General features: G+C 58.3%; 14 protein-coding genes and 2 pseudogenes. 7 read left to right on the top strand and 9 right to left on the bottom strand.

Going from position 1 to position 13,826, the window contains the following annotated elements; genetic code table 11:
- Positions 1 to 603: 603 nt before the first annotated feature.
- The 6 genes from FNJ47_RS21285 (at position 604) to FNJ47_RS21260 (ending at position 7,890) form a co-directional block, all read left to right on the top strand.
- Positions 604 to 1,845, top strand: a complete 1,242-nt coding sequence (locus FNJ47_RS21285) for an aldehyde dehydrogenase family protein (protein ID WP_163156534.1) — start codon at positions 604 to 606, stop codon at positions 1,843 to 1,845.
- Entirely contained in the window at positions 1,842 to 3,494 is a 1,653-nt protein-coding gene (locus FNJ47_RS21280) for a thiamine pyrophosphate-binding protein (protein WP_163156532.1), read from the top strand. Before FNJ47_RS21285 ends, FNJ47_RS21280 begins: the two co-directional genes overlap by 4 nt.
- A gap of 10 nt (positions 3,495 to 3,504) precedes the next feature.
- Positions 3,505 to 4,338: a LodA/GoxA family CTQ-dependent oxidase gene (locus FNJ47_RS21275; RefSeq protein WP_163156530.1), complete on the top strand. Its 834-nt coding sequence runs from the start codon at positions 3,505 to 3,507 to the stop codon at positions 4,336 to 4,338.
- A complete protein-coding gene (locus FNJ47_RS21270) occupies positions 4,328 to 7,144 on the top strand; it encodes a LodA/GoxA family CTQ-dependent oxidase (RefSeq protein ID WP_347341698.1) in 2,817 nt (938 codons plus the stop codon). The genes FNJ47_RS21275 and FNJ47_RS21270 overlap by 11 nt, the downstream gene beginning before the upstream one ends.
- Before the next feature lie 237 nt (positions 7,145 to 7,381).
- Positions 7,382 to 7,606 (top strand): hypothetical protein, encoded by a 225-nt coding sequence (locus FNJ47_RS21265; RefSeq protein ID WP_163156526.1) that lies wholly within the window; start codon positions 7,382 to 7,384, stop codon positions 7,604 to 7,606.
- A 122-nt stretch (positions 7,607 to 7,728) separates the two neighbouring features.
- Positions 7,729 to 7,890 carry a hypothetical protein gene (locus FNJ47_RS21260; RefSeq protein ID WP_165445787.1) on the top strand — a complete coding sequence of 54 codons (162 nt, stop codon included), beginning with the start codon at positions 7,729 to 7,731 and terminating at the stop codon, positions 7,888 to 7,890.
- 80 nt (positions 7,891 to 7,970) lie between these two features.
- Here FNJ47_RS21260 and FNJ47_RS21255 read toward each other — a convergent pair whose 3' ends face one another.
- The gene (locus tag FNJ47_RS21255; RefSeq protein WP_163156525.1) at positions 7,971 to 8,201 is read right to left on the bottom strand and encodes a recombinase family protein; all 231 of its coding nucleotides are present in this window, start codon (positions 8,199 to 8,201) and stop codon (positions 7,971 to 7,973) included.
- 64 nt (positions 8,202 to 8,265) lie between these two features.
- Positions 8,266 to 8,502: a hypothetical protein gene (locus FNJ47_RS51470; protein ID WP_236000030.1), complete on the bottom strand. Its 237-nt coding sequence runs from the start codon at positions 8,500 to 8,502 to the stop codon at positions 8,266 to 8,268.
- On the opposite strand from FNJ47_RS51470, the gene FNJ47_RS54750 reads away from it, so the two are divergent.
- Complete coding sequence (locus FNJ47_RS54750; protein ID WP_430649402.1) at positions 8,449 to 8,751, top strand: transposase; 303 nt, start codon at positions 8,449 to 8,451, stop codon at positions 8,749 to 8,751. The genes FNJ47_RS51470 and FNJ47_RS54750 overlap by 54 nt on opposite strands.
- A 14-nt stretch (positions 8,752 to 8,765) precedes the next feature.
- Here FNJ47_RS54750 and FNJ47_RS21245 read toward each other — a convergent pair whose 3' ends face one another.
- The 7 genes and pseudogenes from FNJ47_RS21245 to FNJ47_RS21215 form a co-directional block, all read right to left on the bottom strand.
- Positions 8,766 to 9,455 carry a 50S ribosomal protein L11 methyltransferase gene (locus FNJ47_RS21245; RefSeq protein WP_163156523.1) on the bottom strand — a complete coding sequence of 230 codons (690 nt, stop codon included), beginning with the start codon at positions 9,453 to 9,455 and terminating at the stop codon, positions 8,766 to 8,768.
- A 571-nt stretch (positions 9,456 to 10,026) separates the two neighbouring features.
- Positions 10,027 to 10,241, bottom strand: a pseudogene (locus FNJ47_RS21240) (ISL3 family transposase); the annotation flags it as partial.
- A 107-nt stretch (positions 10,242 to 10,348) separates the two neighbouring features.
- Positions 10,349 to 10,522, bottom strand: coding sequence for a DUF1330 domain-containing protein (locus FNJ47_RS51465; protein WP_347341697.1), 174 nt, complete (start codon positions 10,520 to 10,522; stop codon positions 10,349 to 10,351).
- A 430-nt stretch (positions 10,523 to 10,952) separates the two neighbouring features.
- Entirely contained in the window at positions 10,953 to 11,255 is a 303-nt protein-coding gene (locus FNJ47_RS21230) for a hypothetical protein (protein WP_163156521.1), read from the bottom strand.
- A 43-nt stretch (positions 11,256 to 11,298) separates the two neighbouring features.
- A pseudogene (locus FNJ47_RS21225) lies at positions 11,299 to 11,484 on the bottom strand (transposase); the annotation flags it as partial.
- A gap of 170 nt (positions 11,485 to 11,654) precedes the next feature.
- Positions 11,655 to 12,230: a hypothetical protein gene (locus tag FNJ47_RS21220; protein ID WP_163156519.1), complete on the bottom strand. Its 576-nt coding sequence runs from the start codon at positions 12,228 to 12,230 to the stop codon at positions 11,655 to 11,657.
- Between the two features lie 9 nt (positions 12,231 to 12,239).
- Positions 12,240 to 12,698 carry a hypothetical protein gene (locus FNJ47_RS21215; RefSeq protein ID WP_163156518.1) on the bottom strand — a complete coding sequence of 153 codons (459 nt, stop codon included), beginning with the start codon at positions 12,696 to 12,698 and terminating at the stop codon, positions 12,240 to 12,242.
- Between the last annotated feature and the right edge of the window lie 1,128 nt (positions 12,699 to 13,826).

Here is a 13,826-nt window from a genome sequence, read left to right as displayed (position 1 = left end):
GCTTCTCTGTGGGGATACGTTTTTGTGATGAGCTTCATGACTTCCTCTTGAGCGCATCACGTCCGAACGCAGGGCAGGCTGCGCTGGCGCGAGAGGAATGCTCTAATCCTTCTCGTTGAGCAGTCGCGATGCAATCTCCGCTCTTTCTGTCGACGAACATGGAAGATTTTTGTTCACCCGCATCTGATACCCGATGTCCGGGCGGCACCGATCCATCTCGTAGTGATCTGGGTTGTGCCGTTTCAGATTGCACGTCCTGCCTTGACAGTGAGCATCATCGCAAAGAGACTATACTGACCGGTCTATCTATTGGGCCGCATCTGTTTGAAGTTGGATAGCGAGCGTCAGGAAGTGTTCGATGCGCGATGATCTGCTCGAGATCCGACCTGCAGAGCGGCAGGCGATGCCGCCGCGGGTTCAGCGACTGAGTCTGTCGACGGCGGCGCAGGACACAAGCGGCGCGGTCTTGTGCGTCCCAGGTCGAACAGCGTGTTGCAGTTCCCGCGCCGCGCCGCTCAGAGCGTTCCGCACCCTTCCACGGGAAGCTGCTTAGCAGCAGCGACTGTCCCAATTTCCTCTCCTGAAAGAAGAAAGGAATGACCCATGAACCGTCTGAACGACGCCTTTCCGGCTGCCGGCGATCTGGCGACCGAGCTTCCGCTTCCCGACACCGAACGGCTGGATGCCATAAGCCGGCTCCGGGATTACCTTCGCTCCGAACGAAGGGCAATTTTGGAGGTCCTCACTGAGGCGGCCACCTTTCAGGCGGCAGAGGCTGAGATCCAGGCGTCCGAACGGGCGCTTGCCGGCGCCGTCGACGAGGTCCTGCGCAACCAACCGGTAGTGCTTGATCATCTGGCCGCCTTCATGCCGTCCAACGTTCTGCTCTATTCCTACATCCTCTACGCGGTCATTCCGTCGCTCTACATTCGCAAGATCTCCCTGCGGCCGTCGAGCTATGTGAAAGGACCTATGGAGCGCCTGCATGAACTGCTGAGCCCGCAGCACCGGCTGCCGATAGAGGTTCTTACCTGCGAGCAGAAAACCTTTGTCGATCAAGTCGCGCGAGAAGCCGACGTTGTCGTCTTTACCGGGACATTCGGAAATGCGGACAAGCTCCGCAAGAGTCTGTCAAAGAAGCAATTGTTCATCTTCTTCGGCCAGGGCGTGAACCCGTTTATCGTGGGCCCATCCGCTGATCTCGACAAAGCCGTGCGCGACCTCATTCAGGTTCGCCTGTTCAATTCCGGGCAGGACTGCATGGGCCCCGATGCAATCTTTGTTCCGGAAAGCCATGGCGAGGCATTTCTCTCGAAGCTGCAGGCGGAGCTCGGCAAGCTGACATTCGGATCTCGAAAACATCCCGATGCCGACTATGGGCCCCTGTTCTACGGCTCCGCGGTCGACGAAATATCGAAGTATTTGTTGGAGAACGAGCAGCGCATTGTCCACGGTGGTGCGGTTCGGTATTCCACACGCCACGTCGAGCCGACCGTTATATTCAGCTCTCTCCGTGACCGAGCCGACATCGTTGAATTCTTCGGACCGATCTTCAACGTCATCAGCTACGCTTCAGTTGAAGAGTTGGTTCGCGAGTTGTCGCTGGATCTGTATACCGAGCGGGCGCTTGGTGCGAGCGTCTATGCCGTGCCGGAGATCGAGGAATTTCTCCGCAAACGGCACATGGTTTCTGTGGACTGCACGCTGTTCGACATCGAGGATGGCAATTCGCCGTTCGGCGGTTATGGCCGGATGGCGAACTACGCTTGGTGCAATGGCGATCTGCGAATCGAGCCTATTCTGCTGTCGCGCACGATCGCCCGCATGAAGGGCAGCCGGTCATGAGTGCGTCGGTCTCGGCGTGGAGTGATGTCGCCCGGTTTATCGAATCCGCCGGTGCGAGCACGGTATTTGGCATACCGGGTGACGACCTCAGCATATTGCAAGCGCTCGAGGGAGGTCAGGTCAATTTCGTGGTGGCCAAGGATCAACGCAACGCGATGTTCATGGCAACCGGCTACGCCCTGGCCGCACGCAAGCTCAGCTTCTGTATCGTTGGCAAGGGACCTGCCGTCACCAATACCCTGACGGGGGTGCTGGAGAGCCGCGCCTCTTGCGCGCCAGTCGTGGTGGTCGCCGTAGGCACGGCGCGCAATCGCCTTGGCGCGCGGGCCTTTCAGGAACTCGACCAGGTTGCGGTCATCCGGCCGCTGGTGAAATGGGCCTTCAGGGTCGAGCATGCGGACCGCCTGCCTTGGGCGATCCAACGCGCGGCATTCGTGGCCACGAATGATTGCCCCGGGCCGGTCTATATCGAGATACCGGAAGATCTTGCCGAGAGCGTGCCGACCCAGCTTCACTATGATGCGCGCGGCCCGCATCATCCCAACATCTCGGCATCTGCGACAGCGGAGGTCGGCGCATTCATCAACAGATTGGAGCGACCGCTCTTCCTGCTTGGTGGCGGCTCCGTCGACGGTCGCAGGGCCGCATCCTATGGCGAGCTGGCAAGCAGAGTTGATGCCGCCGTGTTCACAACCGCATCAGGACGCGGCGCGATCAACGAGCGAGATCCGTTATTCTGCGGCCTGGCCGGTCTCTATACAGCCGAGCCGCTGCGCGTGCTTTGGGAGCAATGTGACGGCGTGGTGTCCTTTGGCAGCCGGCTGGAAGAGACCGCCACCCTCTTGATGGACGCCGAGCGCCTTCGCGGCAAAGTGCTCCAGATCAACGTCGTCAGCGAGGAAATCTCGAGCGTCTATTCCGGCCCCGCGATTGTCAGCTCCTGCGCCGGTATCGCCAATGCCCTTTTTCACGGCTACGGCTTTGAGCGCAAGCCGGGATGGTCGGAGCTCATTCGTGAGCGCAAAGCTCTCGCGTTTCAGGCTCGTCAGCTTGGCGTTGAGCACGCCAGGCAATCGAATGACCTTCAGATGGCGGCAGTCATCGAGCAACTTGAGAAGTCGCTGCCGAGCGATGCCATACTGGTCCAGGAGAACGGCCTGCTGGACATGTGGTCCTACTTCTATCCGTACTTCACCCTGGGTCCCGAGCAGCAATCGATCGTTCCCAGCGAACAAGCCAGTCTTGGCTTCGGTGTTGCCGCCGCGATCGGCGCCAAAGCGGCGAAGCCCGATCGGCCCGTCATTGCCCTTGTTGGCGACGGCGCATTCAACATCGGCCGGTCGGACCTCTCCACCGCCGTCGACTATGCGCTACCCGTCACTTACGTCGTGCTCAACAATGAGGGGTTTGGTTGGCTGGAGTACCAGTGGCGGAAGCGTGGCTTTGCGACAAAGCGGTTCGCCTTCACCAGCAACCTTGCGTCACACGGGCCGGGCGTTGCCCATTTTCCGGTCGATGGCACCGGTCAAATCAGTCGACAAATAGCGGCCGCGCTCGAGCGCAACAAACAGGGCCAGTGCGCGATCGTGGAGATCCGCACGAACTACGCCTCGCCGGCGCCAGGCGTCGAGGCGTTCGATTCCGTTTAGGAGCTGGAATATGGCAAGGACTACGAGTGCTGGTTACCCGTTCGCCAAGGTTCACAGCTGCAAGATCCACCCAGGGATCGGCATCGCGCGCGTTGGCAACAGTACCGAGGGCTATTACCTGGCTCCGGAGAGCCTGGAAGCTTCCAAGGATGCTCCGACCGGCGGCTATAAGGATGCAAGCGGTCGGGTAAAGCGGCAAGCCGCGAGGTTCAAGCTTTATGGCTACGACAAGGACGGAATTAACCTCGGCGAATTGCCCTTGCGGCCGACCGAAAACGACCGTTCCGCTGTCGAGGTCGAGTGGGGCGTCCATCTGGTCAACAAGAAGGGCGCCTGTTATCGCGTTCAAGATGGTCTGCCCAGGACTCCAAATGCGAAACTGCGCAATGGGAACGGGGCGTCCCATCACTATCCTGATACACGCGACCCCAACGAACGTTCCGAGTTGATCATCGATCCGAATGTTCGGACCATCGCGTCATCCGGCAAACCAGCCAGTTCGCGGTTTGATACCGGCAAGTTTCTCGGCTTCGAGGTCAATCTCGGCGAGCTTCAAATCGACGAAACCGGCCGGCTCCTGGTACTCGGCGGTTTGGGGCATGCGGCCTCGACAATTCCGGACAATCCCATTGGCGCTGATCCAAACAGTGCCGACTACTGGGCTAACAATGATTATTGGTACGACGATGTTTCGGATGGGCCGGTCACTGCCACGGTCACCCTGCCCGATGGGCGACGGATCGAGGTCTCCGATCCCAGGGATGCCGCATGGGTTGTCGTAGGCCCCCCCCAATTTTGCGCCATCAATCGATGCGCTCGTCACCTTGTACGATGTGATACGTGAGGTCGCCATCAACGCGGAGTGGCTGAAGGATCGGACGGATGTCGACTATTGGCGGGATATTCAGCCTCTACTCTCCCGAATGGATGATATCAGCTGGGTGAACAATGATGCGCGGCGAGGCCATAAATTCTCCTTCGCGCAGAGCACGTCAGCCGCCGATCGCGCACGCATTTTCGCGCTGCTGCGCAACCCGACGGCGACAAGCGGTACCGCCACCAAGCAGGCGTCAGCACGATTTATGCCGCCTCTGTACGGCGATGGCGGCCCAGGACAAAGCGGCGTCCCCGAAACGTGGTTTTCGCTTCTGCCGAGCCAATACCGGACGCTGGAAAAATGGAAACAAGGCGAGTTTGCCGGTGACCCGCAGCACCAGCCGCCGGAGCCGCATGCAACCAGGACGCCCGACGAGGACGTGAACGCGTTGCAGCGCGCTGTCCTGGATCAGGCCATAGGCGGCCCGTTCGCACCGGGGGGCGAGGTCAGCTCAATCATCAAGGATCCCGCCACCTACGTTGATGCATTCCGCATCGACAGCAATCGCATCAAGGCGGGAGATCTCACATCGAATTTGAGCCTGCCGTGGCATGCCGGATTGTATCTCAGGCGGCAGAGCTGGTGGCCACCTGCGCGCCCGGATGAGGTGATCGCACAGGACATTTTTGATGAGGTGAACTCACAATGGTCTCCGGGCGGCAAAAGCGTTCGCGAGGGTCTGGAAGGACGCGTCAAATGGGATCGCGGATTGGGCGTCAGTACGCTGTTGCGGCGGCCGTGGCAAAATCCCGCAACCGCGCAGGATGATCCGCGCGACTCAGCCCGGCGCGGCGCCGACGATATGGTCCGCTATTGGCACGAGCTTGGATTCGTGCGCCGGATTAGGAGCGCGAGCGGCGAATACGTCCATGTTGAAACCGAACGCAAGCCCTATGCGGGCATGGACATACGCTATCTGTTCCATACGCTGCTTAATCTGGAGGACCATCGCGGCTGCTTGGGCAAGGCTCAAGAATATGTCGAGAGCGTTCTGCAGGCCGCCCGAGATGTGCAAGAGCTGCCGTCGGCGTTCAATTTCATGAACAACATCCGGCCGTTTCGCTATTCGGAGGAGGTGTTCGATGCGCGCATGAAGGACATCTATGATGACTGCGTCGAGTTTGGCCTCACCGAGAACGGCAGGCCTTACAATGCCGCGAACGAAGAGCACAATCCCTACTTTTTCTCCCGGGAAAACGCGATCGAGCGGGTCAAGCAACTCACGCCATTCAACTTTCTCGACGGCGCCTGGTTGCGCAACATCCATCGCATGGGACCGATGGATGAGGTCAATTCGACACTGTTCTCGATCTTCAACGAGGAGCTCGGAGACGGGGTCGTTTCGCAGAATCACGCCAACGTCTACCGGGACCTCTGCCATTCCTTTGGCTTCTATCCACCGTCCGTTTCGAGCACAGCCTTCGCTTTTGACCCGCAATTCCTGGATGCGGCTTTCGAGAGCGCAACGTTCCAACTCGGAATATCGGAGTTTCCGAACCTTTACTATCCCGAGCTCATTGGAATGACGCTGTGGCTGGAGTGGACTGCTCTGGAACTGCATCGGGCCGCCTCGATCTTGGAAAATGTTGGCCTCAGCTCCCAATTCCATCGGCTGCATATCGCAATTGACAACGCCGAGGGCGGCCACGCGGCGCAAATCCTTCGTGCCGTGAAGCTCTACCTTCACAATGTGCTGCTGCATGGCGGCGATGAGGCTGTGCAAGAGCAATGGTCCCGCATTTGGGATGGGTATGTCGCCTATGCACTAACCTTTGCCATTCTGATGCAGCAAATCATCCATGTGCTGAAACGGCCGCGCTCCGTGGAAGAGAAGCTCGTCGAGCTGATCAGCGAAAAGAAGGCTTACGGACAGTACAATCACGGCAGCAAGAAGCTCGGCAACATTCCAATAAATCAGTTCTTCAACAGCCCAAAAGTGTTCCTTGATGCGCTGATTGAGCACGGATACGTCGTGCCTGGTGACCCCAATGGCAGCCGGTTTTTCAAACTCCTCGAGTTTGGCGGTGGCATGTACCGCGTCTTTACCGAAGCGGAAATCAAGCTGTGGCACGATTGGGTCAAGGACGAGGCGCCTTATTTCAAGCTGAAGGACCAGCAGCGGCCGAAATCCCTTGACGAACAAAAGCTCGACCAGGCGTGCCTGACAAAGTTCAAGTTCGTTGAGCAACTGGCCGCCGAGAGAATAACGAACATACGCCAAACGGTATCGCCGCGGCGGGTGTTTCTCTGGCTTGATGCCATCGACCGGAAGCATCGAGGCACAAATGGCGCGAAAGCCGCGTCTAATTACAAGGTGGAGAAGGCCAACGCGGTCGCTGAGCGATACAATAACTGGCTTGCGTGGGGGATGGTGCGGTCGGTCTATCATATGGTCAATCAGATTCGCATCCCGGATGCCGTGGTCCATGGGAACGACCTCGTCAGGCGCCTCTTGGACATCAGAGCTGCCTCCGATTTTCCGGTGGCTGCGCACCAGTTTCTGGAAACTCTGAAGGTGAGGCTCTTGGATATCGCGGACGGAGAGCCACTTCGCGCGCTTGATACAAGTCTCTTCGGGCCGCTCTTGGATGCGACCGCGCCCGGATGCGATGGCAAGCCCATACGGGTATTGTTGAAGGCGTGGATCGATCAGGGAATGCCCTTGCCGAATATCGCCGACAGAAACCCGAAGGCGCTGCGGCTTGAGGCGACGATCGACGAGGAAGAGTTTCATCCAACAGGAATCGCGCTTGGATATGGCGCGGTCCATTGATATCGGGAAGAAGAGCCGAAAGGCCGATACGTTCCAGAATCGATTGGATCAGAGGCAAAGCACGGGAGCGTGATGCAAACCTCGTACGGCAGGCGTAACAGTTTTTCCCAAAGTCCGGAGTCCTCGCGCGTATGTCCAGAGGCGCAAGCCTAAAGGCGCGAGGGAGCGCCTGTCGTTGCTTATTTCTGGCTCCGGACGACTATCTCGATCTCAGAAAGATCGACGGAGAAAACGACAGTGAAAGCGGTAACAAAGCAGAAGGCAGACAGAGCTTGCGCCAAAGAGTTGAAGATTTTGGCGTGGGTCGAAAAGGATCTCGAAAATGCACGCGGCTCCGGAGCGGTTGAAGACGTCTTCCTTGGGCTTGAGGAAATCTACTCGATGCACATGCACACCGAGCATCAAAGCGTCCGAGCAAGATGCGAAGCCATCTTGCGCGCCGGCAGTTTGCCGAAGGCGTAACTGACGATCGTAGAGCGCTCCACGCATTTGAGCAATGCGGCCGGCAAAAGCCGGCATCTGATGGCCCCGGCACGCTCCTAAAAGGTGGTAATAACCCGTGCGAGACCTGATCATCGAAGCCTTTGACAGCGTCATCCGCCGCGAGATCGCGGAAGCGGACGACGTTTCGCAAGGAAATCGCCCAGCGCGGCGCCTATTGGGCCGGCGACGAGATATGGAAGCTGCGCCGCCAAGTCGCCGCGCTGCACAAGCGTATCGCCGAGCTTGAAGAAATCGACGCGTGATCTCAGCAGACCGCGAGTATCGCCTTGATGCCCTTTAGAACCGTGGCTTCATCGCTTCGCGCGGCACCGTGCGCCGGTTATCACAGAGACCGGTTTCCTTCATGCGCGTGCAGATCTTTTGCCTCAGCAGTCATCCACTGCTCGCGCGGGTTTTCGCGGCTGATTCGCTTGCCGGTCTCCGGGCCTTTGATGAACCTTTGGCGGTTCCCGATGATGCGCCCGGCGTACAGCTCATTCTGAAGGATGCCGTTCAAGCGCTTGCGGCTACCGTCAATGGTCGAGGCGTTCCAGGCGCCGCCTTTCTTGTTCAAGGCAGCTTCGATGTCGCATGGCGAGTTGCCGCCTTCAACGGCTTCTTCATCTGCGGTGTTAGACTCACGAAGGCTTTTCCTTGCCGACGCATTCGATGAGGAAGCGTGACAGCGCTTCGAATGTGTCAAATCGGTTTGTGGTGCGGCCCTTATAGACTTCCTGGGAGAACCAGAACATGCGAAGACTGAAGGTGAGCGTCGGCGGCGATGGAGTTACGATGAGAAGGTCCGCCTTGTCGAAGAGACCTTGCAGCCCGGCGAGACGGTCTGCGGGGTGGCACGCCGACACGGGGTGGCTCATAGCCGGCTGTTCACCTGGCATCGACAAGCGCGCCAGGGGCGACTGGGCGGAGATGCTGCGCCTGCTCTTATTTCCGTCGAGATCACACCTGTAGTGGCTCCGATCTCGAGCGGCGCACCACAACTGGCGTCTTCACCGCCTGCGCAGCGTGCAAGGGCTGGAATCATCGAGATTGATCTCGGGGCGGTTGGACAACTGCCGGGTTGTCATGAGGTCATTCAATCCGATCGACCGGCCTCCCTTGAGTGACGGCAGAAGAGGCTTCACCGAACCGTGAGCTCCCAGATGATACGAATGTGCCCCCCTTCAATCGATGGTCGGAAAATATGCATGTTTCTAACGCGCAGCTTACTGTCATCGATCACGTTCAGGACGCGCCCGATATCTCCCTGATCAGAAAAGACGACATACATTAGGCTATCAGCCTTGAGCCAATTATGCGCTCCCCCCAGAGCTGCGGCCATGGCACTGTGACCTTCGTCAAAGCAAGAGCGCTCCAGGTCGTCCTTTGCTTTTCGGTTCCAGTACGGGGCGGCAAACAGAATAACGTCGCACTTTTCTTTAGGCTGTAGCGCAGAATAAATGTCACTGAGGCGCACTTCTGCGTGATCGGAATAACCTAACCGCTCGATGTTTGTCTTTGTGGTGAGAACGGCTTGCGGATTAATGTCGAGAGCCACCAGGCGTTCTGCCCCAGCGCGGAGTGCCGCCAGCCCCAACACGCCTGATCCGCATCCTAGATCTAATACTGTCGCTCCAGATGGGATGTGCCACTTGGATATCAAGGCGTCGGGAGCGTGACTCAGGCGTGGCGACAGAACGCCAGGGAGAATGTGCAACAGCATCCCGCACACTTCCACATCGTGCGGGTGTTCACACGACCGGAGGTCAGCGATCATTGCGTCTACATCGGACGTTTGGCGCCGCGGCGATACGGTTAGGGTTGCAGTCATTTCAACTCTCCAGTTCGCTAGCGCGCGCTTTGCCTGAGCGTCGTCCCATCCGATCAATGGATCGCCCTATTGGGCGAGTACGGTAGCTGTCGCACGCTCGGTACTCTGTACAGGGTCCGTTTTAGAGACGCTGTGAGCATGGTTTTCCCATCCTGTCTGAATGCGCGTCGCGGCTTCGCTGACTATCGTCGCCTCCAATAGCAACGGCCGTGCCATCGGCATTCAAAGCGCGCTTGGCTTCTGATTTTCCTTGAAGAACGGCTGCCGGCAGGCTCTGGCGTGTTCTGCCGCTCCAGCGAGCGTGTCGGCGCCGGTGTCGCAAACCCAACACCGTATAACCGAGTTGGTGTACGAATGGCTTCGTGTCGCAGCTATTCTCACGGCAGGTTCGACCATAAATCAGAAGTGCGATCTTCATTGAAAACTGACGTTTCGACGAAAGCTCGTCGTGAACGGGCAAGACTTCGCTCAACTCGCGGTTTTGATGCCGCCCCAAATGACTATCTAGCTGATCTAAGGTGTCAATCGGCTTGCAAATTTGGCTCTGACGCTAAGTGTGGTGCAGCGCCGACTATTCTGCACCGATTAGCCTAGCCTGAAGCAGATCTATTTTACCGCGGCCGTACATTCGTACATTTGACGTCGGACGAGCTTGAGGCGCGTGATCTGACCTTCAGTTTGTCCGTTGGACCAGGGTGAAGTGATTGCCGGCCGTACCGCCGCCTCATCCTTCGCGACTCCGCTGGCAAACGAGGCAACGAGATTGGCACGGGCGCGCTCGATCCATGGGTGGCGCCCCTTGGCGTGGGCCAACGCCGAAAGGGCGCGCGGGAGAGGCGATCAGTCCGTCGGCTGCGGTCCGTCGTCGCCTTCGATTACGATGATGTCGATGTCTACGGCGCCCGCGCGCATGCCTTCGTCTTGGCATATTCGGGCGACCGGTAGCAGGCGAGCGCGGTCACATAATCCTTGCACTCAAGCACTATGCTGCGGCTGCGCGCCGTGCCTTCCACCGCCTCGAATGTGCCGCCGCACACCAGAAATTTCGCGCCGTATTTGCGAAGCACCTCCTGGAGGGCGACGCCGTAGAGCGCCGTTTCGGCCGCCACTTTCGGGAGCGTTTTGGTCAGGAAGTGTGTCGCTCCCATGCGGGCCATGGTGCCGAACGGATGCTCGACTGTTTCGCGACCCTGACGCATGGCGTGTGGGTTCGCTCTGGAACGGCGAAGATCCCATGGACGAGCTCGACCGCCGGATCGCCGCAGCCATGCAACACTACGGCCTGTGCTATCCGTGGGCGGCTGTGGCTGGACGGCGGCCAGCATATGGAGGTTATTCTCGGGCCGAAACGCGGGGGCGAGCTCAGGTGGTGGAGAGAACGCCACCGCTATGGTCGATGTGCTTCGGCAGAGCCAAATCGATACTCTCGTAATTGACCCGTTGATCAGCTCGCACCGCGTGAACGAGGCCTGAGGGCGGGATTTTTCTCAGCGACCGTCAATCTCGCGCATAGGCAGGTAACGCCGCAGCACTGCCGCCGCCCGCCTGTTCCGAGACTTCGGTCGTTTGCTTGCCGGGCTGGCCGTCGATGAACGGCGAGTAGGCCGCCGCCTGCCGCATGACCGCGTGAAGGCACCGCATCTCGTCGTCGGTCACGCGCCGGTTGAAGTAGAAGCAAAGCATCTTCTCATTTTCGGCATCGCGGCCGGCGGCGGGGCAGCGCAGCGGCTCCTGTTTCGCGCTGACAAGCCGCAGTGCGGGCCGCGAGTGCGGTGTTTCGGTCTTGGGGGTGTCTGGCACGGGACGGGCTCTCTCAACGCGTGGGCGAGGCTACTGGCGGGGTCATGAAGCGGGTCTCGATGCCCGGCCGGCCGTTCTCGCTGTAGAGCGGAGCGATCTCGCCGTCGATCCAGTCCCAATCGACCTTGGCGGCGAGCAGAGCCAGCTCGTGCTTCATGTTGATGATCTGATCCAGCCGTGCCCGGAACAGGTCATTCGATCCCGTGGTCTTGTGCTTCTTCGGTCGCATCGTCTTCTCCGATGCACCACAGAATCATGGCCCGCAGCAAAAGGAAATCCAAAACCAATTTGCAGGGTTTGGAAGCCTCAAGCCCCAAATCCCTGCAATCTCAAATGCCTCCAAAACCCGAAAACAGACTCCCGCTCAATCGCTTAGAGCCTTGTTCACGGCCGACAGAGTCAACATGAAAGCGCTCTAGCATCGCACCCACACGTCTGCTCCTTTTCAGGATCAACTTGCATGTTGCCCTGGCAGATGACATTGCCCGATCGAAGGAAACGTATGATCGCGGGCCCTGCGAGTAAAAGGAAACGGTTGCCGCACTTACCAACCGTCGATCCACCAATCTCAACATCAATAGTTTTCGATCTGCTTGGGCACGACGCCGAAACGACGCCCGTCCTCGTCGATCTTGCAAGCCCGCCCGTTCCATCAACCAAATGGGCAACGATTGATTGGACTTCGGGAGCCGCTCCTAACTGAACCGCCGACGAAAAAAACTTGTCCGCGGCCGCTGCGGCCATCTGCTCGGCGGTCAGGCCTGCGCGCGCAGGTGCCACTTTGCAGACCTCAGACGCGATCTCTTCGATAACTGAGCGCCACCTAGAGAGAGGTATTTTGACGCTCTGACTGCTCTCGACCTTGCTTGCAGCTGCTGTTGCTGCACCACGAGCCCGATTGCGGCAGTCGCGATCTTCAGCATGAACCGAAGTCGGAATAATAATGGCGAGCGCTACCAGCAATGCGATCTTCATCAATGACGCCTATTCCTTTGTGATCGAGACATTCAACGACCGCAGACAAGCCATACCGAGCAAGAAGACCCCTCCTACGAAGCAATAGTACTGTAAGGTCTGAGGCCACCACACCGGGTCCAATTGAGCGTCAAAGGTCTTGGCTGAGAGCAAATGAAGACATCCGTCGAAGGCGACGAATCCGAAATACATTGAAACGCCGAGCGCCGTGATCGTCGCCAGCACCAAGACAGCCCGCTCGACGAACTCGCGATCGTCGCGCAAGGGCCTTCTCAAAAGCCAGATGCAAGCAGCGAAAAGCCCGGTTGCCAGTGTCTCTAGCAGCTTGATCATGTCCGTGACGAGATCGAGAGCTTTTTCTGGAGCATTGTCGATGTTCGGCTTAGGCAATTGGACCGGCTTCTGTTCAATCAGCAGATACGCAATCAATCCCACAACAGCGATGACGCTCACATAGATCACTGTCATTCTATTCAAGTACTTTGGTTTTATTGCGCCAGACATGCTACCTCCGCCTGCGCAGCCCATGCTGGACTCTGAGTGCATAGGGCCAAGTTTCATCTGCGCGGCTGTTCATCATCATTATCTCCGTTGGAGAAAGGCAGAAGTCGTCTTTGTATATCCCGAGCAGTGCCGCCGGAAATCTCGCCGGCCGTTGAGCGGGATTAAAGTGATCAATGCCGAGGAAGTGGCCAATCTCATGAAGAAGTACTGAAGTTAGATCGTATCGCTGAGGGGAACCGACGTCGCCAAGAACATGAACGACGATCGGCACTTTCTTTGAAATGGTCACCTCCCTGACGACATATGATGCGCGCGAGAGCGTAAGGTCGATCCGGGAGCCGGGCGTACCGCAGGCGATATCTGCATCGGTTCCACAAACCATTCCGTGCGTAAATGCTACCTGTAGGTGTGGAGGTTTCCGGTCTGTCTCGTTTGGTGATGGGCATGCTGCCGATTGCAATAATCCTGGCCACATCGATCGAAAGGCGCCAAGATTGCTCGTACACAGATCGGAGACGGTAGGATTGCCCCGGTCAATGCGCACATAGCTGCCGATGATTTGACCGTTCGGGGCGGGGCGACTGTTGTCGAGCGATATCAGAGCCTTGTGAGCGTCCAAGAGCCGGCTAGACAAGCTCCTCTCGTGATCCGATAGGGGCCTGTACATTGTTTCTTCCAGATAGACGTACCGATCGTCCACGAGGACGGCAAAGAGGCCGGGATTGCAGCGCAGGCAAAGATGGCGCCATGAGTTCAGACTTTCTGCCAACGTTGTCGACACGAGACGCCGGCACTGTTCGTCGCACGCGCCTGAAGGGTAGTCGAACGCAATCGCTAATACTGGGGCATCGACTATCCATGAGGGCTCGGTGATCTTGCGATTGATATCCAGAGGCGAGAGCTCTCGTTCCCCATAGGGGGCTAGGATAAACTGTCACCGCTTCGCTCGAGTCGTGACTGCTCTGTGCCTGCGCTGGAAGGATGACGGTGGAAATAATGAATACACTAACCAAGTAAGCGCATAGTGCGACGACACAGCCTCTCGCTGCGTCACATCTTGGACTCGGTCGCGGTAGCGACATCGACAGTATT

Origin of the sequence: Bradyrhizobium uaiense, assembly GCF_010811875.1 — a bacterium.
Taxonomy (GTDB): Bacteria; Pseudomonadota; Alphaproteobacteria; order Rhizobiales; family Xanthobacteraceae; genus Bradyrhizobium; species Bradyrhizobium uaiense.
The sequence above is the reverse complement of the archived record's forward strand: the minus strand, read 5'-3'. Positions and strand labels throughout refer to the sequence as shown.

What these genes read in the sequence shown, in the direction of transcription:
- FNJ47_RS21220 (WP_163156519.1), bottom strand. Translation starts at nt 12,230, where the DNA reads ATGAAGATCGCATTGCTGGTAGCGCTCGCCATTATTATTCCGACTTCG.
- FNJ47_RS21275 (WP_163156530.1), top strand. Translation starts at nt 3,505, where the DNA reads ATGGCAAGGACTACGAGTGCTGGTTACCCGTTCGCCAAGGTTCACAGC.
- FNJ47_RS51470 (WP_236000030.1), bottom strand. Translation starts at nt 8,502, where the DNA reads ATGAGCCACCCCGTGTCGGCGTGCCACCCCGCAGACCGTCTCGCCGGG.
- FNJ47_RS21245 (WP_163156523.1), bottom strand. Translation starts at nt 9,455, where the DNA reads ATGACTGCAACCCTAACCGTATCGCCGCGGCGCCAAACGTCCGATGTA.
- FNJ47_RS21215 (WP_163156518.1), bottom strand. Translation starts at nt 12,698, where the DNA reads ATGACAGTGATCTATGTGAGCGTCATCGCTGTTGTGGGATTGATTGCG.
- FNJ47_RS21280 (WP_163156532.1), top strand. Translation starts at nt 1,842, where the DNA reads ATGAGTGCGTCGGTCTCGGCGTGGAGTGATGTCGCCCGGTTTATCGAA.
- FNJ47_RS21285 (WP_163156534.1), top strand. Translation starts at nt 604, where the DNA reads ATGAACCGTCTGAACGACGCCTTTCCGGCTGCCGGCGATCTGGCGACC.